Annotated in this window: 20 protein-coding genes; 8 read left to right on the top strand and 12 right to left on the bottom strand. The window is 63.4% G+C overall.

All coding sequences use genetic code 11. The features are described 5' to 3' along the window. The first annotated feature begins 10 nt into the window (after nt 1-10). Genes APH25_RS21035 through APH25_RS21015 form a run of 5 tightly spaced genes read left to right on the top strand, consistent with a single transcriptional unit; the run spans nt 11 to nt 4957 of the window. The gene (locus APH25_RS21035) at nt 11-877 is read left to right on the top strand and encodes a transporter (protein WP_060483253.1); all 867 of its coding nucleotides are present in this window, start codon (nt 11-13) and stop codon (nt 875-877) included. Nucleotides 878-924: 47 nt separating this feature from the next. Beyond that, the gene (locus APH25_RS21030; protein ID WP_060483252.1) at nt 925-2439 is read left to right on the top strand and encodes an amidase; all 1515 of its coding nucleotides are present in this window, start codon (nt 925-927) and stop codon (nt 2437-2439) included. 29 nt (nt 2440-2468) lie between these two features. Further along, entirely contained in the window at nt 2469-3068 is a 600-nt protein-coding gene (gene nthA / locus APH25_RS21025) for a nitrile hydratase subunit alpha (RefSeq protein WP_028635212.1), read from the top strand. A 36-nt stretch (nt 3069-3104) separates the two neighbouring features. Beyond that, nucleotides 3105-3752 (top strand): nitrile hydratase subunit beta, encoded by a 648-nt coding sequence (gene nthB / locus APH25_RS21020; RefSeq protein WP_060483251.1) that lies wholly within the window; start codon nt 3105-3107, stop codon nt 3750-3752. Next, nucleotides 3749-4957 carry a GTP-binding protein gene (locus APH25_RS21015; RefSeq protein ID WP_060483250.1) on the top strand — a complete coding sequence of 403 codons (1209 nt, stop codon included), beginning with the start codon at nt 3749-3751 and terminating at the stop codon, nt 4955-4957. Before nthB ends, APH25_RS21015 begins: the two co-directional genes overlap by 4 nt. A gap of 186 nt (nt 4958-5143) precedes the next feature. On the opposite strand, the gene cysN is transcribed toward APH25_RS21015, so the two are convergent. The 3 genes from cysN to APH25_RS21000 form a co-directional block, all read right to left on the bottom strand. Continuing rightward, nucleotides 5144-7045: a sulfate adenylyltransferase subunit CysN gene (gene cysN, locus APH25_RS21010; protein ID WP_028635215.1), complete on the bottom strand. Its 1902-nt coding sequence runs from the start codon at nt 7043-7045 to the stop codon at nt 5144-5146. A gap of 15 nt (nt 7046-7060) precedes the next feature. Further along, a complete protein-coding gene (cysD, locus tag APH25_RS21005; protein ID WP_028635217.1) occupies nt 7061-7978 on the bottom strand; it encodes a sulfate adenylyltransferase subunit CysD in 918 nt (305 codons plus the stop codon). A gap of 245 nt (nt 7979-8223) precedes the next feature. After that, nucleotides 8224-8982: a Nif3-like dinuclear metal center hexameric protein gene (locus tag APH25_RS21000; protein WP_060483249.1), complete on the bottom strand. Its 759-nt coding sequence runs from the start codon at nt 8980-8982 to the stop codon at nt 8224-8226. 180 nt (nt 8983-9162) lie between these two features. Between APH25_RS21000 and algW the strand changes: the two genes are divergently transcribed. Further along, complete coding sequence (algW, locus tag APH25_RS20995; protein WP_028635219.1) at nt 9163-10323, top strand: Do family serine endopeptidase AlgW; 1161 nt, start codon at nt 9163-9165, stop codon at nt 10321-10323. 36 nt (nt 10324-10359) lie between these two features. Here the strand turns inward: algW and APH25_RS20990 are convergent, their stop codons facing one another. From APH25_RS20990 to APH25_RS20975, 4 genes are all read right to left on the bottom strand, one after another. After that, entirely contained in the window at nt 10360-11124 is a 765-nt protein-coding gene (locus APH25_RS20990) for an amino acid ABC transporter ATP-binding protein (protein ID WP_028635220.1), read from the bottom strand. A gap of 10 nt (nt 11125-11134) precedes the next feature. Next, nucleotides 11135-12232: an amino acid ABC transporter permease gene (locus tag APH25_RS20985; protein WP_028635221.1), complete on the bottom strand. Its 1098-nt coding sequence runs from the start codon at nt 12230-12232 to the stop codon at nt 11135-11137. Nucleotides 12233-12242: 10 nt separating this feature from the next. Next, the gene (locus APH25_RS20980; RefSeq protein WP_028635222.1) at nt 12243-13421 is read right to left on the bottom strand and encodes an amino acid ABC transporter permease; all 1179 of its coding nucleotides are present in this window, start codon (nt 13419-13421) and stop codon (nt 12243-12245) included. Nucleotides 13422-13488: 67 nt separating this feature from the next. Beyond that, entirely contained in the window at nt 13489-14517 is a 1029-nt protein-coding gene (locus APH25_RS20975; protein WP_028635223.1) for an amino acid ABC transporter substrate-binding protein, read from the bottom strand. A gap of 333 nt (nt 14518-14850) precedes the next feature. Here APH25_RS20975 and APH25_RS20970 point away from each other — a divergent pair, with 333 nt between their 5' ends. After that, nucleotides 14851-15507, top strand: coding sequence for an alpha/beta hydrolase (locus APH25_RS20970; RefSeq protein ID WP_028635224.1), 657 nt, complete (start codon nt 14851-14853; stop codon nt 15505-15507). A 100-nt stretch (nt 15508-15607) separates the two neighbouring features. After that, complete coding sequence (rhlB, locus tag APH25_RS20965; RefSeq protein WP_060483248.1) at nt 15608-17065, top strand: ATP-dependent RNA helicase RhlB; 1458 nt, start codon at nt 15608-15610, stop codon at nt 17063-17065. Nucleotides 17066-17111: 46 nt separating this feature from the next. Here rhlB and moaE read toward each other — a convergent pair whose 3' ends face one another. The 5 genes from moaE to APH25_RS20940 all read right to left on the bottom strand — a co-directional run bounded on the left by moaE (nt 17112) and on the right by APH25_RS20940 (nt 21194). After that, nucleotides 17112-17558 (bottom strand): molybdopterin synthase catalytic subunit MoaE, encoded by a 447-nt coding sequence (gene moaE / locus APH25_RS20960; RefSeq protein ID WP_060483247.1) that lies wholly within the window; start codon nt 17556-17558, stop codon nt 17112-17114. Between the two features lie 2 nt (nt 17559-17560). Continuing rightward, entirely contained in the window at nt 17561-17806 is a 246-nt protein-coding gene (locus APH25_RS20955) for a MoaD/ThiS family protein (RefSeq protein ID WP_028635227.1), read from the bottom strand. Further along, nucleotides 17806-18276, bottom strand: a complete 471-nt coding sequence (gene moaC / locus APH25_RS20950) for a cyclic pyranopterin monophosphate synthase MoaC (RefSeq protein ID WP_060483246.1) — start codon at nt 18274-18276, stop codon at nt 17806-17808. Before moaC ends, APH25_RS20955 begins: the two co-directional genes overlap by 1 nt. A 114-nt stretch (nt 18277-18390) precedes the next feature. Next, nucleotides 18391-19785, bottom strand: coding sequence for a PhoH family protein (locus APH25_RS20945; protein WP_028635229.1), 1395 nt, complete (start codon nt 19783-19785; stop codon nt 18391-18393). Between the two features lie 281 nt (nt 19786-20066). Beyond that, on the bottom strand, nt 20067-21194 hold the full coding sequence (locus APH25_RS20940; protein WP_028635230.1) for a polysaccharide deacetylase family protein: 1128 nt from the start codon (nt 21192-21194) through the stop codon (nt 20067-20069). Between the last annotated feature and the right edge of the window lie 133 nt (nt 21195-21327).

The raw sequence follows: 21327 nt of genomic DNA, 5'->3' as shown, positions 1-21327 counted from the left end.
GGCGCCCGGCATGAACAAGTTGCGCCTGCTTACCTTGGGCGCGCTGCTGCCAGCCGCCGCAGCCCAGGCCGTGGAGGTGGCACCCGGGGACTACGAACAGTACCCGGTGGGCGCCACCATCGGTGCGCTGTACTACCAGCACTCCACCACCAACGCGGCCTACGCCCAGGGCCACAAGATAAGTTCGGACTTCAAGCTCAGGTCGGACGTGGGCATTCTGCGCTTGCTGCACGTCATCGCCCTGAGTGACACGGTGACCGTCGACCCACAGTTCCTGCTGCCCTTCGGCCATGTGTCCAGCAGCGGCGATGCGTCGCCCCTGGGCAATGCCGACGGTATCGGCGACTTGATCCTGGCTGCGCCGTTCAAGCTACGGCTCAACGAAGCCCGGGACACCCTCAGCCTGACCCCGTACCTGTTCGTGCCCACGGGCAACTACGACCGCGATGATCCGCTGAACATCGGCGAAAACCGGTGGAAGTTCGAACTGCAGGGCGCCTACATCAAGCACTTCGACGCCCACTGGGCGGTGGACCTGGTCGGTGGCGCCACCTGGTATGGCGACAACGACGATTACGGGCCAGCTGGCCAGAAACTAGAGCAGGACGTGTCCTACGCTGCACAGATCATGGCCCGCTACATGCCGGACACGGCCACCACCTTTGCCGTTGGCGTCGGCCGCACCTGGGGCGGCGAAACCGAGGTCGAGCGTGTGGACCAGGACAACCGCCTGGGCACCACCAACCTGCGTCTGACCGCCACCCGTTTCGTCACTGCGCAGGACCAGCTGCAGCTGCAACTGGGGCGCGACCTGTCGGTGGACAACGGGCCCAAGGAGAACCTGCGCATCAACCTGCGCTATGCACACATCTTCTGAGGCAGCGTACCCCGCATTCATCACCCAATACCTGAAAGGATTGCCCCATGGCCATCGTCCGCCCCACCGCAACACAGGTACAAGACCTCGCCAAACGTCTGCACATGCAACTGAGCCCCGAACAGGCCACGGAGTACCTGGCACTGATGCAAGGCAGCTTCGATGCCTATGACCTGATCGACGAGTTGCCCGACTACACCCCGGTCACAGCTGGCAAGCCGCGCACCAGCCATCGCCCGTCCGGCGCCGAAAACCCGCTGAATGCCTGGTATCAGCGCACCGAAATCAGCGGTGCCAGCGATGGCAAGCTGGCCGGGCGCAGTGTGGCCCTGAAGGACAACATCGCCCTGGCCGGTGTACCGATGATGAACGGCGCCGCCCCCCTGGAAGGGTTCGTGCCGGGGTTCGACGCCACCGTGGTGACGCGCCTGCTGGAGGCCGGGGCCACCATCGTCGGCAAGGCGACCTGCGAGCACTACTGCATCTCCGGCGGCAGCCACACGTCCGACCCTGCCCCGGTACACAACCCGCACCGTCACGGCTATGCGTCCGGGGGCTCGTCCTCGGGCAGTGCGGCGCTGGTCGCCGCTGGCCAGGTGGACATGGCCATTGGCGGTGACCAGGGCGGCTCCATTCGCATCCCGTCGGCCTTCTGCGGCACCTACGGCATGAAGCCCACCCACGGCCTGGTGCCCTACACCGGCATCATGGCCATCGAGGCGACCATCGACCATGCTGGCCCCATCACCGCCAATGTGCGCGACAACGCGCTGATGCTGGAAGTACTGGCCGGTGCCGACGGCCTGGACCCGCGCCAGGCCGCCCCGCAGGTGGACCACTACACCCAGTATCTGGACCGCGGCGTCAGCGGCCTGCGCATCGGCGTCCTCCAGGAAGGCTTCGAGCTGGACAACCTGGACCCACGGGTACGCGACACCGTGCACGCCGCCATCGAACGCCTGAGCGCACTGGGCGCGGTGGTGGAGCCGGTATCCGTCGCCGAACATCGGCTGGCCGGCGCGCTGTGGCACCCCATCGGTTGCGAGGGCCTGACCCACCAGCTGATGCACGCCAACGGCGCCGGGTTCAACTGGAAAGGCTTGTACGACGTGGCGCTGCTGGACAAACAGGCCGGCTGGCGCAACCAGGCTGATGTGCTGTCGCCCTCACTGAAGCTGTGCATGCTGGTGGGCCAGTACGGCCTGGAGCGGTACCACGGGCGCTACTACGCCAAGGCCCAGAACATTGCCCGCCTGGCCCGCGCAGGGTATGACCAGGCGCTGCAGCGCTACGACCTGCTGGTGCTGCCAACCGTGCCGATCATCGCCCAACCCCACCCGCCGGCAGGCTGTTCGATCAGCGAATACGTGGCCCGGGCGCTGGAGATGATCGGCAACACCAGCGCCCAGGACATCACCGGCCACCCGGCCATGTCCATCCCGTGCGGGAACGTGGACGGCCTGCCGGTGGGCCTGATGCTGGTGGGCAAGCACTACGCCGAGGGCGTGCTGTACCAGGCCGCCAGCGCTTTCGAAGCCAGCGTCGACTGGCGAACCCTTTGACCGCAATGCCTGATCAGGAGCCCACCATCATGAGCACATCAGTGCCAACCACCGACACCTCGACCCCGGGCCAGCGTGCCCGGGCGCTGCTGAAAGTGATGCAGGACAAGGGCATGGTGCCCGACGGCTACATCGAACAGCTCACCGACCTGATGGAGAACCAGTGGGACCCGGCCAATGGCGCGCGGGTGGTCGCCCGTGCCTGGGTCGACGAAGATTACCGCCGCCTGTTGCTGGAGGACGGCACCGCCGCCTGCGCCGAGTACGGCTACACCGGCCCCCAGGGCGAGTACATCGTGGCCCTGGAAGACACCCCCACGGTCAAGAACGTGATCGTCTGCAGCCTCTGCTCGTGCACCAACTGGCCGGTGCTCGGCCTGCCGCCTGAGTGGTACAAGAGCTTCGAATTCCGCGCCCGCCTGGTGCGCGAAGGCCGCACGGTATTGCGCGAACTCGGCACCGAGCTGCCGCCCGACATGCAGGTCTGTGTGTGGGACACCAGTGCCGAGAGCCGCTACCTGGTACTGCCCCAGCGCCCGGCCGGCAGCGAGCACCTGGATGAAGAGGCGCTGCGCCGCCTGGTCACCAAGGATGTGCTGATCGGCGTCGCCCTGCCCGTGGTGCGCTAGGCGCACCTTTTCCCCATTCCACACAGGTAAAGCGTAATGGACGGATTTCACGATCTCGGCGGTTTTCAGGGCTTCGGCAAGGTCGCCCACCGCATCGACACCCTCAGCTACACACCGGTCTTCAAGGAAGACTGGGAGCACCTGGCGTACAGCCTGATGTTCGTGGCCAGTGACCACCTTGGCCTGTTCAGCATCGACGAGGCCCGCCATGCCGTGGAGCGCCTGGATGTGCGCCAGCATGTGGGCACCACCTATTACGAGCGCTATGTCATCGCCACCGCCTCGCTGCTGGTGGAGGCGCAGGCCATCACCCAGGAGGCGCTGGACGAAGCCCTGGGCTCACCGTTCAAATTGGCCAACCCGCCCCACAGCAAGGGGCGGGTGGCCATCACCAACCGCCCGCCGTTCGAGGTGGGCCAGCGGGTACGGGTACGTGACGAGCGCTTCGCCGGCCACGTGCGTTGCCCCGCCTACGTGCGGGGCAAGGAAGGCGTGGTGCTGCACCGCACCCGCGAACGCTGGCCGTTCCCCGACAGCATCGGCCACGGTGACCGCTCGGCGGCGCTGCAACCCACCTACCACGTGCAGTTCGAGGTGCGGGACCTGTGGGGCGAGGCGGCAGACGACGGGCGTGTGGTGGTCGACCTGTTTGAGAGCTACCTGGACCCGGTGCAGCCGGCATGAGCCGTGCAGCCGACACCCCCCTTCGGCTGCCCGTGACCGTACTGTCGGGTTTTCTCGGCGCAGGCAAGACCACCCTGCTCAATCACATCCTGCATAACCGCGAGGGGTTGCGGGTGGCGGTCATCGTCAACGACATGAGCGAGGTGAATATAGACGCCGAGAACGTTGGGCGTAACGTCACCCTGGAGCGTGGCAGCGACCGGCTGGTGGAGATGACCAACGGCTGTATCTGCTGCACCCTGCGCGCCGACCTGCTGGAGCAGGTAAGCGCGCTGGCCAGGGCCGGCTGCTATGACTACCTGCTGATCGAATCCACGGGGATCTCCGAGCCCATGCCGGTGGCCGAAACCTTCGCCTTTCTCGACCGCGACGGGTTCAGCCTGAGTGAGTTGGCCCGCCTGGACACGCTGGCCACGGTGGTCGACGCCAGCAGCTTCGAAGGTTTGTTGGGTGCCGCTGCCCCGGCCGGGGGTGAGCCCGGGCAGCGGCCGCTGGGCGACCTGCTGGTCGAACAGGTGGAGTATGCCGACGTCATTCTGGTGAACAAACTCGACCTGCTGGAACCCCAGCGCTACCCGGCGCTGGAGGCCCTGCTGCGCCAGTTGAACCCGCGTGCGCGCATCGTGCCGATGGTGCGCGGCGAAACGGACCTGGCCAACGTGCTGGGTACGCACCTGTTCGACCTGCCGAGCCTGGCGCAGTCGCCGGGCTGGATGCAGCAGATGGACCGTGAGGCACAGCCGGAGCCGGAATCGGAAACCTACGGCATCACGTCATGGGTGTACCGTGAGCGCGCGCCCTTCCATCCGCAACGGCTGCGGGCGTTGTTCGAACAGCCGTGGGCACACGGGCACCTGCTGCGCTGCAAGGGCTATTTCTGGTCGGCCAGCCGGTTTTTCGAAATCGGCATGCTGGCGTTGAGCGGCGGGCGGTTCGAGTGGGAATACAGCGGGCGCTGGTGGCGCTTCGTCGAGCAGGCACAGTGGCCGCTGGAAGCCTATCGGCGCCAGGCGATCATGAGTAAATGGGATGAGAACGTGGGCGATTGCCGGCAGGAAATCGTGTTCATCGGCCAGGGGCTGGACGTTGATGCGCTGAGGGTGGCGCTGGATGGATGCTTGCTGAGCGAGGAGGAGATCCTGGCGGGGCCGGAGAGCTGGGTACAGCTGGAAGATCGCGAGCTGCGCTTTCGCGCAGAGCATTGATTTCGCAAGCAAGCCCGCCCCCCTGTGGGAGCGGGTTTACCCGCGAAGCAGACAGCGCGGTGGAGGGCACCGGCTTCGCCGGTGTTCGCGGCTGAAGCCGCTCCCACAGGTCCCTGCTGGCTCAACGGTTATTTGCAGTTCTGCCAGAGCGAGCGCAGCTCGCCCCAGCCTAACCTTCAAACGCCGTCAGATCGCACCACGCTGGCGAAGCGCGTCCAGCACCAATTTGACGCCTTCGTCCACGCTGGTGGCCTGGGTGTCGATCACAACGTCTGCATCAAGCGGCACATCGAACGGGAAGCTCTCACCCGGGATGTTGTCGCCGCCGGCTGCGTAAAGCCCTTGCGGGTCACGCTCGCGGCACGCCAGCGGCGAGGCCTGAACATACACCGTCACCAGGCGGTCTTTGCCGATCAGCGCCTTGGCCTGCTCACGGCCTTCGGCATCCGGGGCCACGAACGCTGCCAACGTCAGCAGGCCGGCTTCGTTGAACTGACGCGCCACATGGGCAGCGCGGCGCCAGTTTTCAGTACGCCCGGCGCGGTCCTGTGGTAGGCCCTTGTTCAGGTCATGGCGCAGGTTCTGGCCATCGAGCACATACACCGCCCGGCCCATGTCGAACAGCTTGCGCTCCACCGCATAGGCCAGGGTGCTCTTGCCGGCACCGGACAAGCCACTGAACAGCACGGTGGCAGGCTGCTGGCCGAAGCGCAGCGCACGTTCCTCGGTGGACACGTGCGCCAGCTTGCCGTGCTGGCCGGTATTGCCGTGGGGCAGCACAGGGGGCGCGATGATCATGCCCGCGCCGACGGTGCCGTTAGTCAGGCGGTCGATGACGATGAAGGCACCGGTGGTGCGGTTGCTGTCATAGCCATCCAGGGCAATAGACGCATCCAGGGCCACCTTGACCTGGCCGATCTCGTTCAGTTGCAGCGCGCTGGCACTGCCCTTCTCCAGGGTGTTCACATCCACCTTGTGAGTGATGCTGGCAATCGAGCCAGGCACGTAGCTGGTGGCACGCTTGATGTCGTACTTCTTGCCCGGCAGCATCGGCTCTTCGGCCATCCACACCAGCATGGCGTCGAACTGGTCAGTTACCGGCGGCACATTGTCGGCATGCACCAGCAGGTCGCCACGGGAGATATCGATCTCGTCTTCCATGGTCAGCGTCACCGCCTGGCCGGGGCCTGCGCTTTCCAGTTCACCTTCGTAGGTAACAATGGATTTCACGCGGCTGCTCTTGCCCGATGGCAGCACCACGACCTCATCGCCCTTGTGCACCACGCCGCTGGCCAGGGTGCCGGCGAAGCCACGGAAGTTCAGGTTCGGCCGGTTCACGTACTGCACCGGGAAGCGCAGGTCGGTGAAGTTGCGGTCAGCCGACACTTCAACGGTTTCCAGGATTTCCATCAGCGTCGGGCCGGCATACCACGGCGAACGCTCGCTGTGGTTGACCACGTTGTCGCCCTTGAGCGCGGACATCGGCACGAAGTGCAGGCTGCTTGGGGTCAGGTTGATCGCTTCGGCGAACGCCAGGTAGTCGGCCTTGATCGACTCGAACACCTGCTCGTCAAAGCCCTTGAGGTCCATCTTGTTGACCGCGACCACGATGTGCTTGATGCCCAGCAGCGACGCGATGTAGCTGTGGCGGCGGGTTTGGGTCTGCACGCCATAGCGGGCATCAACCAGAATGATCGCCAGGTCGCAGGTGGACGCGCCGGTGGCCATGTTGCGGGTGTACTGCTCGTGGCCCGGGGTGTCGGCGATGATGAACTTGCGCTTGGCAGTGGAGAAGTAGCGGTAGGCCACATCGATGGTGATGCCCTGCTCCCGCTCGGCCTGCAGGCCGTCCACCAGCAGCGCCAGGTCGACTTCCTCGCCGGTGGTGCCAGACTTTTTCGAATCACGGGTGATGGCCTCGAGGTGGTCCTCGTAGATCATCTTCGAGTCGTGCAGCAGGCGCCCGATCAGGGTGCTCTTGCCGTCATCCACGTTGCCGCAGGTGAGGAAACGCAGCAGTTCCTTACGCTCGTGCTGGGCCAGGTAAGCGAGGATGTCCTCGCTGATCAAATCAGATTGGTGCGACATGAGGTAACCCTGAAATTAGAAGTAGCCCTGACGTTTCTTGTCTTCCATGGAGCCGGCGCCATCGTGGTCGATGACCCGGCCTTGGCGCTCGGAAGTGCGCGTCAGGAGCATTTCCTGAATGATGTCGGTGAGCGTCTCGGCTTCCGACTCGACAGCGCCCGTGAGCGGGTAGCAGCCAAGGGTACGGAAACGCACCTTCTTCTTGACGATACGCGCCTTTTCTTCCTCGGAGAGGTGTTCGAGGATGCGTTCGTCATCGATCATGATCAGGGTGCCGTTCTTCTCGATCACTTCACGCTCGGCGGCGAAGTACAGCGGCACGATCGGGATGCCTTCGAGGTAGATGTACTGCCAGATGTCCAGCTCGGTCCAGTTCGACAGCGGGAAGACGCGGATCGACTCGCCCTTGTTGACCTTGCCGTTGTACACGTTCCACAGCTCGGGGCGCTGGTTTTTCGGGTCCCAACGGTGCTTGCTGTCGCGGAATGAATACACGCGCTCCTTGGCCCGCGACTTCTCTTCGTCGCGGCGCGCACCACCGAAGGCGGCATCGAAGCCGTGCTTGTCCAGTGCCTGCTTCAGGCCCTGGGTCTTCATGATGTCGGTGTGCTTGGAACTGCCATGGGTGAATGGGTTGATGCCCTGCGCCACCCCTTCAGGGTTGACGTGGGTGATCAGTTCCAGGCCCATTTCCTCGACCATCTTGTCGCGGAAGCGGTACATTTCCTGGAATTTCCAGCGGGTGTCGACGTGCATCACCGGGAACGGCAGCTTGCCCGGGAAGAAAGCCTTGCGCGCCAGGTGCAGCATCACGGCGGAATCCTTGCCGATCGAGTACAGCATCACCGGGTTGTCGAACTCGGCGGCCACCTCGCGGATGATGTGGATGCTTTCCGCCTCCAGCTGTTTCAAGTGCGTCAGTTTGTCGACCATGGCTACTCACGAAAAACGATCTTATGGACGGCCAGCGGGCCGTGTTCGAGCGAGCCACTCTATCACAGCAGATGCTTCTATTTAGGCGGCTGGCTAGATCGAAAGCGTCTAACTATATGACTGGGGGTTTGGGCGTTGCAGGCCAGGCCCTTCGCGGGTAAACCCGCTCCTACAGGGCTGACACAGGCTTTGAATGCTGTGCGATCCCTGTGGGGGCGAGCTTGCCGGCGATGAGGCCGCCAAGGTCAGATGGGGTTCGGGCAATCGATGAACAGGTGCTCCACGGCAAACCGCCGCGCCAGGTAATCACCCAGCGCCTGCACGCCATACCGCTCGGTGGCGTGGTGCCCGGCGGCAATGAAGCTGACCCCATTCTCGCGGGCACTGTGGTACGTCTGCTCCGAAGCCTCACCGGTCAGGTACAGGTCCACCCCTGCGGCAATGGCATCGTCGATGTAGCCCTGCCCGCCCCCGGTGCACCAACCCACCCGGCGAATCATCTGCTCGCCCTCCACCAGCAGCGGTTCACGGCCCAGCACTTCCTGCACCCGGCGGGCAAAGTCGCGAGCGGTCATGGGTTCTGCCAGTGACCCGACCAGCCCAACCACCTTGGGGTTGGCCGGGTCCAGTGCGCCTTCGACAGTGATATCCAGCTGGCGCGCCAGCTGCACGTTGTTACCCACCTCGGGGTGCAGGTCCAGCGGCAGGTGAAACGCCAGCAGGCTGATGTCATGGTTCAGCAGGGTTTTCAGGCGCCGCTGACGAATCCCGGTGATGCAGGGGTTTTCGCCCTTCCAGAAGTAGCCGTGGTGCACCAGCACCAGGTCAGCCTGCGCCTCCACGGCCGCGTCCAGCAACGCCTGGCTGGCAGTCACGCCGCTGACGATACGGCCAACCTGGGGCCGGCCTTCGACCTGCAGGCCGTTGGGGCAATAGTCCTGGACCTTGCTGCTGCCCAGAAAGCGCTCGGCTTCCTCGACCAGGGTATTGAGAGCGACGGCCATTAAATTCTCCTCGAAATCTACGCATCCCACAGGCACAACGCCGGCTGAACGCCCGTATAATGCCGGCCATTATGGGCCGTCGTCGGCACCGGGGGAACCGGTGCCTGCGCGTGCGGTTCACGTACCCCTGCATGCCCCACTCGGTGGCCGCTGGCCCCCTGCTCTATCCAGGACTCGTTCATGTTCAAGGCGTTGCGTTACTTTGGCTGGCCCCTGCTCACCGGTGTGCTCATTGCCGTGCTGATCATCCAGCGTTTCCCCGAGTGGGTCGGCCTGCCCAGCCAGGATGTCAACCTGCAACAGGCGCCCCAGACCACACGCGTGGTCCAGGGCCCGGTTTCCTACGCTGATGCCGTGACCCTGGCCGCCCCCGCGGTGGTCAACCTGTACACCACCAAGGTGGTGAACAAGAGCTCGCACCCATTGTTCGAAGACCCGCAGTTCCGCCGCTTCTTCGGGGACAACCTGCCCAAGCAGCGGCGTTGGGAGTCCAGCCTGGGCTCGGCAGTCATCATGAGCCCCGAGGGTTACCTGCTCACCAACAACCACGTCACCAGCGGTGCCGACCAGATCGTCGTGGCCCTGAAAGACGGCCGCGAGACCTTGGCCCGGGTTATCGGCAGCGACCCGGAAACCGACCTGGCGGTGCTGAAGATCGACCTGAAGAAACTGCCGGCCATTACCATCGGCCGCTCCGACACCATCCGTATCGGCGATGTCTCGCTGGCCATCGGCAACCCGTTCGGCGTAGGCCAGACGGTGACCATGGGCATTATCAGCGCCACCGGCCGCAACCAGCTGGGGCTGAACAACTACGAAGACTTCATCCAGACCGACGCGGCGATCAACCCGGGTAACTCCGGCGGTGCACTGGTGGATGCCAATGGCAACCTGATCGGCATCAACACCGCGATCTTCTCCAAGTCTGGCGGCTCCCAGGGCATCGGTTTTGCCATCCCGGTGAAGCTGGCGCTGGAAGTGATGAAGTCCATCGTCGAGCACGGCCAGGTGATCCGTGGCTGGTTGGGTATCGAAGTGCAGCCACTGAGCACCGAACTGGCTGAATCGTTCGGCATGAAAGACCGGCCCGGCATCGTGGTCGCGGGTATATTCCGCGAGGGGCCGGCGGCCAGGGCCGGGTTGCAGTTGGGTGACGTGATCCTGAGCATCAACGGCGAACCGGCCGGTGACGGACGCAAGTCGATGAACCAGGTGGCGCGCATCAAGCCCAACGAGAAGATCACCATCGAGGTGATGCGCAATGGGCAGCAGTTGAAGCTGGTGGCCGAAGTAGGCCTGAGGCCGCCGCCAGCGCCAGTGGCCAAACAGGAAGAGAAATAGCCTGTAAAAGGGGCTGCTTTGCAGCCCCTACCTGCATCAATGCAAGATCTGGCTCAGGAACAACCGGGTACGGTCACTGCGCGGCCGGTCGAAGAAATCATCCGGCGCGGCCTGCTCCACAATCTCCCCCTTGTCCATGAAGATCACCCGGTTGGCCACGGTGCGGGCAAAGCCCATCTCGTGGGTAACGCACAGCATGGTCATGCCGTCTTCAGCCAGCCCCACCATGGTATCGAGCACTTCCTTGACCATTTCCGGGTCCAGCGCCGAAGTCGGTTCATCGAACAGCATGATCTTGGGCTTCATGCACAGGGCACGGGCAATGGCCACCCGCTGCTGCTGGCCACCGGACAACTGCCCCGGGAATTTGTGCGCCTGCTCCGGAATGCGTACCCGCTCCAGGTAGTGCATGGCGATTTCCTCGGCCTTGCGCCGCGGCATCTTGCGTACCCACATGGGCGCCAGTGTGCAGTTTTCCAGGATGCTCAGGTGGGGGAACAGGTTGAAGTGCTGGAACACCATGCCCACCTCGCGGCGGATGGCCTCGATCTGCTTCAGGTCGTTGGTCAGCTCTACCCCGTCGACCACAATGCGCCCCTGCTGGTGTTCCTCCAGGCGGTTGAGGCAGCGGATGGTGGTGGACTTGCCCGAACCCGACGGCCCGCACAGCACGATGCGCTCGCCCTGGCGCACGTTCAGGTTGATGTCCTTGAGCACATGGAACTGGCCATACCACTTGTTCACGCCCTGCATCTGGATGATGCCTTCGGGGCCAGCAGGCTGCTTGATCGCTTCACTCATTTCGAAACTCCTAACGCTTGTGGCCAGTGTCCAGCTTGCGCTCCAGATGCATGGAGTAGCGGGACATACCGAAACAGAAAATCCAGAACACCAGGGCCGCGAACACGTAGCCCTCGGTGGCCATACCCAGCCAGGCCGGGTCGGCAGCTGCTTGCTTGACGCTGTTGAGCAGGTCGAACAGGCCGATGATGATCACCAGGCTGGTGTCCTTGAACAGGGCAATGAAGGTGTTGACGATGCCGGGGATCACCAGCTTCAGCGCCTGGGGCAGGATCACCAGGCCCATCGAGCGCCAGTAACCCAGGCCCATGGCCGCGGCAGCCTCGTACTGGCCTTTGGGAATGGCCTGCAAGCCACCGCGCACCACCTCGGCGATATACGCCGACTGGAACAGAATCACACCGATCATGGCCCGCAGCAGCTTGTCGAAGCTCATGCCCTCGGGCAGGAACAACGGCAGCATCACGGACGACATGAACAGCACGGTGATCAGTGGCACGCCGCGCCAGAACTCGATGAAGGTCACACACACCACCTTCACCGCCGGCATGCGCGAGCGCCTGCCCAGCGCCAGCACAATGCCCAGGGGCAAGGCACCGACGATGCCGACCGTGGCGATGACCAGGGTCAGCATCAGCCCGCCCCACTGGCTGGTAGCCACCGTGTCCAGGCCCAGGTAGCCGCCGTGCAGCAGGGTATAGGCCAGCACCGGGTACAGCACCAGGAAGCCCAGGCCGTACACCGCCTTGCGCGGGAAGCGGCTGATGAACAACGGTGCCGCGCCGAGTACCGCCAGCCACACGGTAAGGTCCACCCGCCAGCGCAACTCGGCAGGGTAGTAGCCGTACATGAACTGGCCAAAGCGCTGCTGCACGAACACCCAGCAGGCGCCCTCCTTGGTGCAGTCGGCGCGGGTGGTACCCACCCAGTTGGCATCGATCAGCGCCCATTGCAGCAACGGCGGCACGATCAGCCACAGCAGATACACGGCGAACAGGGTGAGCAGTGTATTGAGCCAGCTGGAAAACAGGTTGGCACGCATCCAGGCGAGCACGCCGACGGTTTTTACCGGTGGCGGCATGTCAGGTTTGAAAACATGGGCATTCACAGGCGTATCCTCACCGCTCGATCAGCGCAATGCGCTTGTTGTACCAGTTCATCAACAGCGAAATGCTGATGCTGATGGCGAGATAGACACTCATGGTGATGGCGATCACCTCAATGGCCTGGCCGGTCTGGTTCAACACCGTGCCGGCAAACAGCGAGACCATTTCCGGGTAGCCGATACCGGCCGCCAGCGACGAGTTCTTGGCCAGGTTCAGGTACTGGCTGGTGAGCGGCGGAATGATCACCCGCAGTGCCTGGGGGATGATCACCTTGCGCAGGGTCGGCCCTTCGCGCAGGCCCAGCGACCGTGCAGCCTCGGTCTGGCCGTGGCTCACCGAACGGATACCCGAACGCACGATCTCGGCAATGAACGCGGCGGTGTAGATGGTCAGCGCCAAGGTCAATGCCAGCAGCTCGGGGATCAGCACCCAGCCACCCACGAAGTTGAAGCCTTTCAATTGCGGCACTTCCCACTGCACAGGGCTGCCGAACAGCAGCACGCAGGCACCGGGGATGACCACGAGCAAGGCCAGGCCCACCCAGAACTTGTGAAAGGGCTCACCTGTTTCTTCGAAACGCCGGTTGGCCCGCCGCACCATCACCACCACGGCCAGCACAGCCAGGGCAACGGCGATGACGAATGGCCAGAAGCCCTCGGCCATGGAGGCCCCCGGCATGTTCAGGCCACGGTTGCTGATGAAGAAGGTGTCGTCGATGTTGATGCTGCCCCTGGGCCCCGGCAGCGTGAGAAACACCGCGAAGTACCAGAACAGGATCTGCAGCAGCGGCGGGATGTTGCGGAAGGTTTCCACATACACCGTCGCCAGCTTGTTGATCATCCAGTTCGGCGACAACCGCGCCACACCGATGATGAAGCCAAGAATGGTGGCCAGCACCACGCCGATCAGTGTCACCAGCAGGGTGTTGAGCAAACCGATGACGAATACCCGGGCGTAGCTGTCCGATTCCACGTAGGGGATCAGGTGCTGGGCGATGCCGAAGCCGGCACTGCGGTCGAGGAAGTCGAAGCCCGAGGTAATGCCGCGGTGTTGCAGGTTGGTTTGCGTGTTGTGAAACAGGTACCAGCCCAGACCCACCACGAAGACGATGGTGAGGATCTGGAACAGCCACGCACGCACACGTGGATCGCTCAGGGATAAACCCTTTTGTGCGCCGATTCGATTTTGCATGAAATGCCCCGGAAGAGAGGGTGCCGAACTGCCTGCGGCGGCAGGATGCCGCCGCAGGGTGCAACCATCAGCGCACAGGTGGCGCGTACTGGATGCCGCCGTTGTTCCACAGGGCGTTCATGCCACGGTCGATCTTCAGGTCGGTGCTCTGGCCCAGGTTCTTCTCGAACACTTCGCCGTAGTTGCCGACTTGCTTGACGATCTGCACTACCCAGTCTTTAGGCAGCTTGAGGTCCTTGCCGTATTCACCGTCGCCACCCAGCAGGCGGGCCACGTCAGGGTTCTTGGTGCCCTTGGCTTCGGCTTCGACGTTCTTGGAGGTGATACCCGCCTCTTCGGCGTTGAGCATGGCGAACAGCGTCCACTTGACGATGCTGAACCACTCTTCGTCGCCTTTGCGCACCACCGGGCCCAAGGGCTCCTTGGAGATGGTTTCTGGCAGCACCACATACTCGGTGGGTGCGGCCAGCTTGGAGCGCTGGGCGAACAGCTGCGACTTGTCAGAGGTCAGTACGTCGCAACGGCCCGACTCCAGCGACTTGGCGCTTTCGTCAGAGGTGTCGAAGGTGATCGGGGTGTATTTCAGGTTGTTGGCGCGGAAGAAGTCCGACACGTTCAGCTCAGTGGTGGTACCTGCCTGGATGCAGATGGTTGCGCCATCGAGTTCCTTGGCGCTGGAAACACCCAGCTTCTTGTTGACCAGGAAACCGACGCCGTCATAGTAGGTGACACCGGTGAACACCAGGCCCATGCCGGCATCGCGCGAGCTGGTCCAGGTGGTGTTGCGCGACAGCACGTCGACTTCGCCCGACTGCAGGGCGGTGAAGCGTTCCTTGGCGTTGAGCTGGCTGAACTTGACCTTGGTCGCGTCGCCGAACACCGCCGCCGCGACGGCGCGGCAGACGTCGGCATCGATGCCGATGATCTTGCCCTGGGCATCCGGTACCGAGAAGCCAGGCAAGCCGTCACTCACGCCACACTGGACGAAGCCCTTCTTTTTAACCGCATCGAGAGTGGCGCCGGCCTGGGCAGTGCTCACGGCGCCCAGCGCGGCGGCAGCGGTCAGGACTGCCAGGGTGGTTTTCAACATCTTCATTCACTACCTCCACATCGCTCTTGTTGTATCGAGCCGGAATTGCACCGCACCCTTTTGAGGCGCATCCGACCCGTATTGGCTTGTTATTGGGTCAATTGGCGCAATGGGCTGTTCTGTGACAGCCTTCGCTTACAGAGGGTGTTACCGTTCCCGGCCTACCCTTTGCATCACAGATGGAATTGCAAAGCGCGTACCAGTTCGCTTGGCTGGAGCGATTAAGCCAGAGTCAAGTGGGTAAAGTTTCAGCGTTGCGACATTCTCGTTCTCGCGCGCTGCACACGCGCTTTATATTCATGCACGCTAACCGCCCAACCGCACACTTTCGGAGCAGCAATGACCGACCCACTGATCCTGGAACCCCAGACCACCGCAGATGCCTGTGTGATCTGGTTGCACGGCCTGGGGGCCGACCGTTACGACTTCCTACCTGTGGCTGAATTCATGCAGGAGCGGCTGAACAGCACGCGCTTCATCATGCCCCAGGCGCCGACCCAGCCGGTCACCATCAACGGCGGCTACGCCATGCCCAGCTGGTACGACATCAAGGCCATGAGCCCGGCCCGCGCCATCGACGAGGCGCAGCTTGACGCGTCGGCCGACCAGGTCATCGCGCTGATCAAGGCCGAGCAGGCAAAGGGCGTCAGCCTGTCACGCATCTTCCTGGCCGGTTTCTCCCAGGGCGGCGCGGTGGTGCTGCACACCGCCTATATAAAGTGGCAGGAGGCCCTGGGCGGGGTGCTGGCACTGTCTACCTATGCGCCCACGTTCAGTGAAGGGCATCAGCTCAGTGCCTGCCAGCAGCGTACCCCGGCGCTGTGCCTGCACGGCGTGCATGACCCGGTGGTGATCCCGTCGATGGGCCGTACCGCCTTCGAATACCTCAATACCTGGGGCATTGCCGCAACCTGGCAGGAGTACCCCATGGAGCACGAGGTGGTGGTCGAGGAGCTGAACGACATCTACCACTGGCTGGCCAGGCAACTTCAATAACCCACGCCGCCTGTAGTTGTGCGTCAGTTCCACTACGCCGCGCAGGGTTCTTGCATTACACTGCCCGGCGTACATTCCTTAACCAGTTGACGAGACGACCGTGCTCAAGGCACTTAAAAAAATATTCGGCAAGAGAGACGACGCCCCGCAGGCTGTCGCGCCTGCTGCCAGCGTTGCATCGCCCGCGCCCGTTTCCGAGGCCCGTCCAGTAACCGCACCCAAGCCACCGCGCGCCAAACCTGCCCCCAAGGCCAGCCAGCCGGTGGCAACCGCGCCTGCGGCGGCAACGCCGGCAAAAGAAAAACCGCGCCGCGAGCGCAAGCCCAAGCCGCAGGCCAGCCTGTGGAAGCCGGAAGACTTCGTGGTCGAGCCGCAGGAAGGCAAAACCCGCTTCCATGACTTCAAGCTGTCCAACGAACTGATGCACGCCATCCACGACCTGGGCTTCCCGTACTGCACGCCGATCCAGGCACAGGTGCTGGGTTACACCCTGCGTGGGCAGGACGCGATCGGCAGGGCCCAGACGGGTACGGGCAAGACGGCAGCGTTTCTGATTTCGATCATTTCCCAGTTGCAGCAGACCCCACCGCCCAAAGAGCGCTACATGGGCGAACCCCGTGCGCTGATCATCGCGCCCACCCGCGAGCTGGTGGTACAGATCGCCAAGGACGCTGCGGCCCTCACCAAGTACACCGGCCTGAACGTGATGAGCTTCGTCGGTGGCATGGACTTCGACAAGCAACTGAAGGCGCTGGAAGCCCGGCACTGCGACATTCTGGTGGCCACCCCAGGCCGGCTGCTGGACTTCAACCAGCGCGGCGAGGTGCACCTGGACATGGTCGAGGTGATGGTGCTGGACGAAGCGGACCGCATGCTGGACATGGGCTTCATCCCCCAGGTACGTCAGATCATCCGCCAGACCCCGCCCAAGAGCGAACGCCAGACCTTGCTGTTCTCGGCCACCTTCACCGACGACGTGATGAACCTGGCCAAGCAGTGGACGACCGACCCGGCCATCGTCGAAATCGAGCCCGAGAACGTTGCCAGCGAAACGGTCGAGCAGCATGTGTATGCGGTGGCGGGCAGCGACAAGTACAAGCTGCTGTACAACCTGGTTACCCAACACCAGTGGGAACGGGTGATGGTATTCGCCAACCGCAAGGACGAAGTGCGGCGCATCGAGGAAAAACTGGTGCGTGACGGCATCAATGCCGCGCAGCTTTCAGGCGACGTGCCCCAGCACAAGCGTATCCGCACGCTGGAAAACTTCCGTGAAGGGCGCATCACCGTGCTGGTTGCCACCGATGTGGCCGGGCGGGGTATTCACATCGACGGTATCAGCCACGTGATCAACTTCACCTTGCCCGAAGACCCGGACGACTACGTGCACCGTATCGGCCGTACTGGCCGTGCAGGCACCAGCGGTGTGTCGATCAGCTTTGCCGGGGAGGATGACTCGTATCAGTTGCCGGCGATCGAAGAACTGCTGGGCCGCAAGATCAAGTGCGAGATGCCGCCGGATGAACTGCTGCAGCCCGTGCCGCGCAAGCATCACTGACCTGTACCCGCGAACCGGGGCATAGCCCCGGCCACCCAACACAGGGCTACCAGCGCCCCGCCGCATCCTGGTCACTCTGCCTGCCCTCGACCCAGCGCGGGCCGTCCCCGGTCATTTCCTTCTTCCAGAACGGCGCCCGGGTTTTCAGGTAATCCATGATGAAGTTGCAGGCATCGAACGCGGCCTGCCGGTGAGCACTGGCCACCCCCACGAACACAATGGGCTCGCCCGGCTCCAGCGCACCGATGCGGTGCAGCACTTCTACCTTCAACAGCGGCCAGCGCTGCTGGGCCTCGGCGGCAATCTTGGCCAGGGCCTTCTCGGTCATGCCCGGGTAGTGTTCAAGCAACATCCCCGCCACCTCGCGCCCTTCGTTGAAATCCCGCACGTAGCCAACAAAAGCGACAACCGCCCCCACGCCCGCGTTGGCCGCGTGCATGGCATTGACTTCCAGCCCCGGGTCGAATGCAGCCTCCTGAACGCGCACAGCCATGTTCAGCCTCCTGTTACCGGCGGGAAGAACGCCACTTCATCGCCCTCTTCCAGCGGCTCATCGAGCTTGCACAGTTCTTCATTGCGTGCACACATCAGGTTCTGCTCGCCCAGCACGTCGTACGGCGCGCCCCTGGCCACCAGCGCCTGACGCACATCGTCGAGCACCGCGAAAGCACCTTCGACACGCTCCGCGTCCACCCCCAGCCGTTCGCGGTAACGGGCGAAATACATCACCTTCACGTTCATCAGCCTTGCACCTTGTAATGGCCACTTTTGCCGCCGAGCTTTTCCAGCAGGCGCACCTGTTCGATGACCATACCCTTGTCCACGGCTTTGCACATGTCATAAAGGGTCAGTGCCGCGACACTGGCCGCCGTCAGCGCTTCCATCTCCACGCCGGTCTGCCCGGCCAGCTTGCAGCGGGCGACGATCTTCACCGCATCCTCACCGTCGGCATCGAGCTCCACCTTCACGCTGGTCAGCATCAATGGGTGGCACAACGGGATCAGGTCACTGGTCTTCTTCGCCGCCTGAATGCCGGCGATGCGCGCCACGGCAAACACATCGCCCTTGGGGTGTGCGCCATCCACGATCATCTGCAAGGTTTGCGGCAACATGCGCACCCGCGCCTCGGCGGTGGCCTCACGCTCGGTGACGGCTTTTTCAGTGACGTCGACCATGTTGGCCCGCCCCTGGGAATCAAGATGTGTCAGCACTGCTCTGCTCCTGTGAAGGGAGCAACGAGTGTAAACCCGTGGGTCAGCTTTAGGCACGGGTTTGTAGCCGGGCGGGAAGTTGGAGCGGCCTGGGCAGGCCGCCCCGATATGCCGTTACATGTGCGACTCGGCGTACTCGGCCAGCACCGACCGCGGCACACCCTGCAGGGTGATGTGCACGCCGTGGGGGAAGTCCTTGAAACGCTCGGTGAGGTAGGTAAGGCCCGAGCTGGTGGCGGACAGGTAAGGTGTGTCGATCTGCGCCAGGTTACCCAGGCACACCACCTTGGAGCCGGCACCGGCGCGGGTGATGATGGTTTTCATCTGGTGCGGGGTGAGGTTCTGGCATTCATCGATGAGGATCAGGCTCTGCTGGAAGCTGCGCCCACGGATGTAGTTCAGCGACTTGAACTGCAACGGTACCCGCTCGAGGATGTACTCCACGCTGCCATGGGTACTTTCGTCGTCCATGTGCAAGGCTTCGAGGTTGTCGGTGATCGCACCCAGCCAAGGCTCCATCTTCTCGGCCTCGGTACCCGGCAGGAAGCCGATCTCCTGGTCCAGCCCCTGCACGCTGCGGGTGGCGATGATGCGCCGGTAGCGCTTGCTGACCATGGTCTGCTCGATGGCGGCAGCCAGTGCCAGGATGGTCTTGCCCGAGCCCGCAGCGCCGGTCAGGTTGACCAGGTGGATGTCTGGGTCCAGCAGGGCGAACAGCGCCAGGCTCTGGTGAATATCCCGTGGCTTCAGGCCCCAGGCTTCCTGGTGCAGCAGCGGCTCCTGGTGCAGGTCGAGCAGCAGCAGTTCGTTTTCACGGATGCCTTTGATCCAGCCAACGAAGCCCTGCTCGTCGATGATGAACTCGTTGACGTGTACCGCCGGCAGGTTCTCGGCCAGTTGCACACGGTGCCAGGTACGGCCACGTTCCTGGCGCGTATCCACCTTGTTCACCCGGTCCCAGAACGAACCTGTGACCGAGTGGTACCCCTTGGACAGCAGCGACACGTCGTCTACCAACTGGTCGGTGCTGTAATCTTCGGCCGCAATGCCACAGGCGCGCGCCTTCAGGCGCATGTTGATGTCTTTGGTGACCAGCACCACATCCAGGTCGGTGCGCCGTGCCCGCACTTCCAGCAGCTGGTTGATGATGATGTTGTCGTTGAGGGTTTCCGGCAGCAGGCGATTGGGCTCGTTGCGCGGGGTCATCAGAATGGACAGGAAGCCCTTGGGCCCGCTCTTGCCACGCTGGATGGGTACACCCTGCTCGACCACGCTGGGTGAGGCGTCCCCCAGGGTCTGGTCGATCAGGCGGATGGCCTGGCGGCATTCGGCGGCGATGCTCTGTTTGCCGGCCTTGAGCTTGTCGAGTTCCTCCAGCACCGTCATCGGGATGGCGACGTGATGCTCCTCGAAGTTGAGTAATGCGTTAGGGTCGTGAATCAGGACGTTGGTATCGAGCACATAGAGGATTGGCTTGCTGGAGGAAGGGGTGCGTCCTTGGTCATCCATACTCGGTCACCTTATGTCGAAGCCACACGGCGCGGTCTGTTACGCCGCAAAGTGACTGCCGGTCTCCCCGTATCCGCGTTGTTACGGGCGGGAAGCGAACCTGGCCAGGTGAGCCTGTATGACGCCACCTGTGCTGCAGGAATCGGCTGTCTGGTTTCTTCATACCGCAAAAGGCATGACCGGAAAAAGCATTTTTACGCGTTTTTGAAGTTTATTTTTCCGATTGACGAACTGCCCTTGGCGGGGCGGCCAGGCGGGTCTACAGTCAGAAGTCAGATTGCTCATTGTGCATAAGCATATTCCTTGCAGCCCTGCCAGCCGATGCCGCTCTGTGCGGTGTGCTCCAGCAGCCATTGCACGGCGGGCTGGGCTTTGGGCAGGGCATCGTGAAACTGGATCACCCCCTTGCGCCACAGCAGCATCAAGGTCAGCACCCGCTGGGCCGAGGCCTGGGCATCCAGCGCGCCGTCATCCTGGGCGTCGATGTCCCACAGTGACACGCGCAGTTGCTGGCTGGCCATGAACGCGTCCCCATCCGCCCTGCGCTGGCCATAGGGGGGCCTGAACAATGGCACGTATTGCTCAGGCAGATCTGCCTGCACCCGCCCCTGGCTGCGCCTGAGCGAGTCCTGCCAGCCATTCCACTGCGCGTGGGACCTGTACTCCCAGCCCTGAATACCTACGCACTGCCCGTCATACAACGTGCGCAGGGCGTCGAGCGAGGTGCCCTCGCGACGTTGCTGCAAACGGTTGCCCAGGACGAAAAAAGTCCCTTCCAGCTTCTGCCCGCGCAGGTAGTCGGCCAACGTATCGGTACTGCCACCCACCGGCCCCGGCCCACCAACGAAGGTGAGCAGAAACAGCCGGTCGTTCAGTTCGTCGCCGTTGCGCTCGGCCGGTGACAGCCGCTCCACCTCACTGCTGGTTTGCGGCATCAACGCCGCCTTGCGCAGTTGCTCGTCCAGGTAGCGCACATGGAAGCGGTGGCTAGGCTCGACCCAGCCGGTGTAGAACGCGCCAACATCGGCAGCGAAGGTAGCGGCTTGCGTGCGCAGTTCTGCCATGGAGGTGACGGCGTAGCAGAACGAGGCATCCTGCTCGCAACTGCGCTGGGCCTGTTGGTAACCGCTCCACAGGCGCTGCCACATGCGCGCCCGCACCAGGCGCACCTTGTGCAGGTTGATCTGGCGCAGCCCCAGCCGCGCCGCCAGCGCCGCATCGTCGAGCAGCTCGCTTTCATGCAGCACCTGGGCAAACGACAGTATCTCGGCACGCGACGCCACGTCGAACAGCACCGGGCTGTCCAACTGCTCGGGCCACAGGCTGCGGTCCAGGCTCACTTGGTCGCTGGGCGCGGCGTGCACGGCCACGCTCAGCAGCGCGGCCAGCAGGGCTGAGGCTATGCGCACGGTCCAAGGCTCCCCAATGGCAAAACAGGCACTATAGCGCCTGCACGCTCCATGAGCGCCCACTATCGTCGCCATAGTTTGGACTTACCACGCCCAGCCCGTAGAATTCACGGTCAACGATGCCAGGAGCCGA

Origin of the sequence: Pseudomonas sp. NBRC 111119 (genome assembly GCF_001320125.1) — a bacterium.
GTDB classification, from domain to species: Bacteria; Pseudomonadota; Gammaproteobacteria; order Pseudomonadales; family Pseudomonadaceae; genus Aquipseudomonas; species Aquipseudomonas parafulva.
This window is presented reverse-complemented; position numbering and strand designations above follow the sequence as displayed.

Bases quoted from the DNA above. Each gene is read 5' to 3' on its own strand.
- APH25_RS21035 (WP_060483253.1), top strand. From the start codon at position 11: ATGAACAAGTTGCGCCTGCTTACCTTGGGCGCGCTGCTGCCAGCCGCC.
- APH25_RS21015 (WP_060483250.1), top strand. From the start codon at position 3,749: ATGAGCCGTGCAGCCGACACCCCCCTTCGGCTGCCCGTGACCGTACTG.
- APH25_RS20980 (WP_028635222.1), bottom strand. From the start codon at position 13,421: ATGCAAAATCGAATCGGCGCACAAAAGGGTTTATCCCTGAGCGATCCA.
- moaE (WP_060483247.1), bottom strand. From the start codon at position 17,558: ATGGCTGTGCGCGTTCAGGAGGCTGCATTCGACCCGGGGCTGGAAGTC.
- APH25_RS20970 (WP_028635224.1), top strand. From the start codon at position 14,851: ATGACCGACCCACTGATCCTGGAACCCCAGACCACCGCAGATGCCTGT.
- APH25_RS21030 (WP_060483252.1), top strand. From the start codon at position 925: ATGGCCATCGTCCGCCCCACCGCAACACAGGTACAAGACCTCGCCAAA.
- cysD (WP_028635217.1), bottom strand. From the start codon at position 7,978: ATGGTCGACAAACTGACGCACTTGAAACAGCTGGAGGCGGAAAGCATC.
- nthA (WP_028635212.1), top strand. From the start codon at position 2,469: ATGAGCACATCAGTGCCAACCACCGACACCTCGACCCCGGGCCAGCGT.
- APH25_RS20955 (WP_028635227.1), bottom strand. From the start codon at position 17,806: ATGAACGTGAAGGTGATGTATTTCGCCCGTTACCGCGAACGGCTGGGG.
- algW (WP_028635219.1), top strand. From the start codon at position 9,163: ATGTTCAAGGCGTTGCGTTACTTTGGCTGGCCCCTGCTCACCGGTGTG.
- APH25_RS20990 (WP_028635220.1), bottom strand. From the start codon at position 11,124: ATGAGTGAAGCGATCAAGCAGCCTGCTGGCCCCGAAGGCATCATCCAG.
- cysN (WP_028635215.1), bottom strand. From the start codon at position 7,045: ATGTCGCACCAATCTGATTTGATCAGCGAGGACATCCTCGCTTACCTG.
- nthB (WP_060483251.1), top strand. From the start codon at position 3,105: ATGGACGGATTTCACGATCTCGGCGGTTTTCAGGGCTTCGGCAAGGTC.
- APH25_RS21000 (WP_060483249.1), bottom strand. From the start codon at position 8,982: ATGGCCGTCGCTCTCAATACCCTGGTCGAGGAAGCCGAGCGCTTTCTG.
- APH25_RS20975 (WP_028635223.1), bottom strand. From the start codon at position 14,517: ATGAAGATGTTGAAAACCACCCTGGCAGTCCTGACCGCTGCCGCCGCG.
- APH25_RS20945 (WP_028635229.1), bottom strand. From the start codon at position 19,785: ATGGATGACCAAGGACGCACCCCTTCCTCCAGCAAGCCAATCCTCTAT.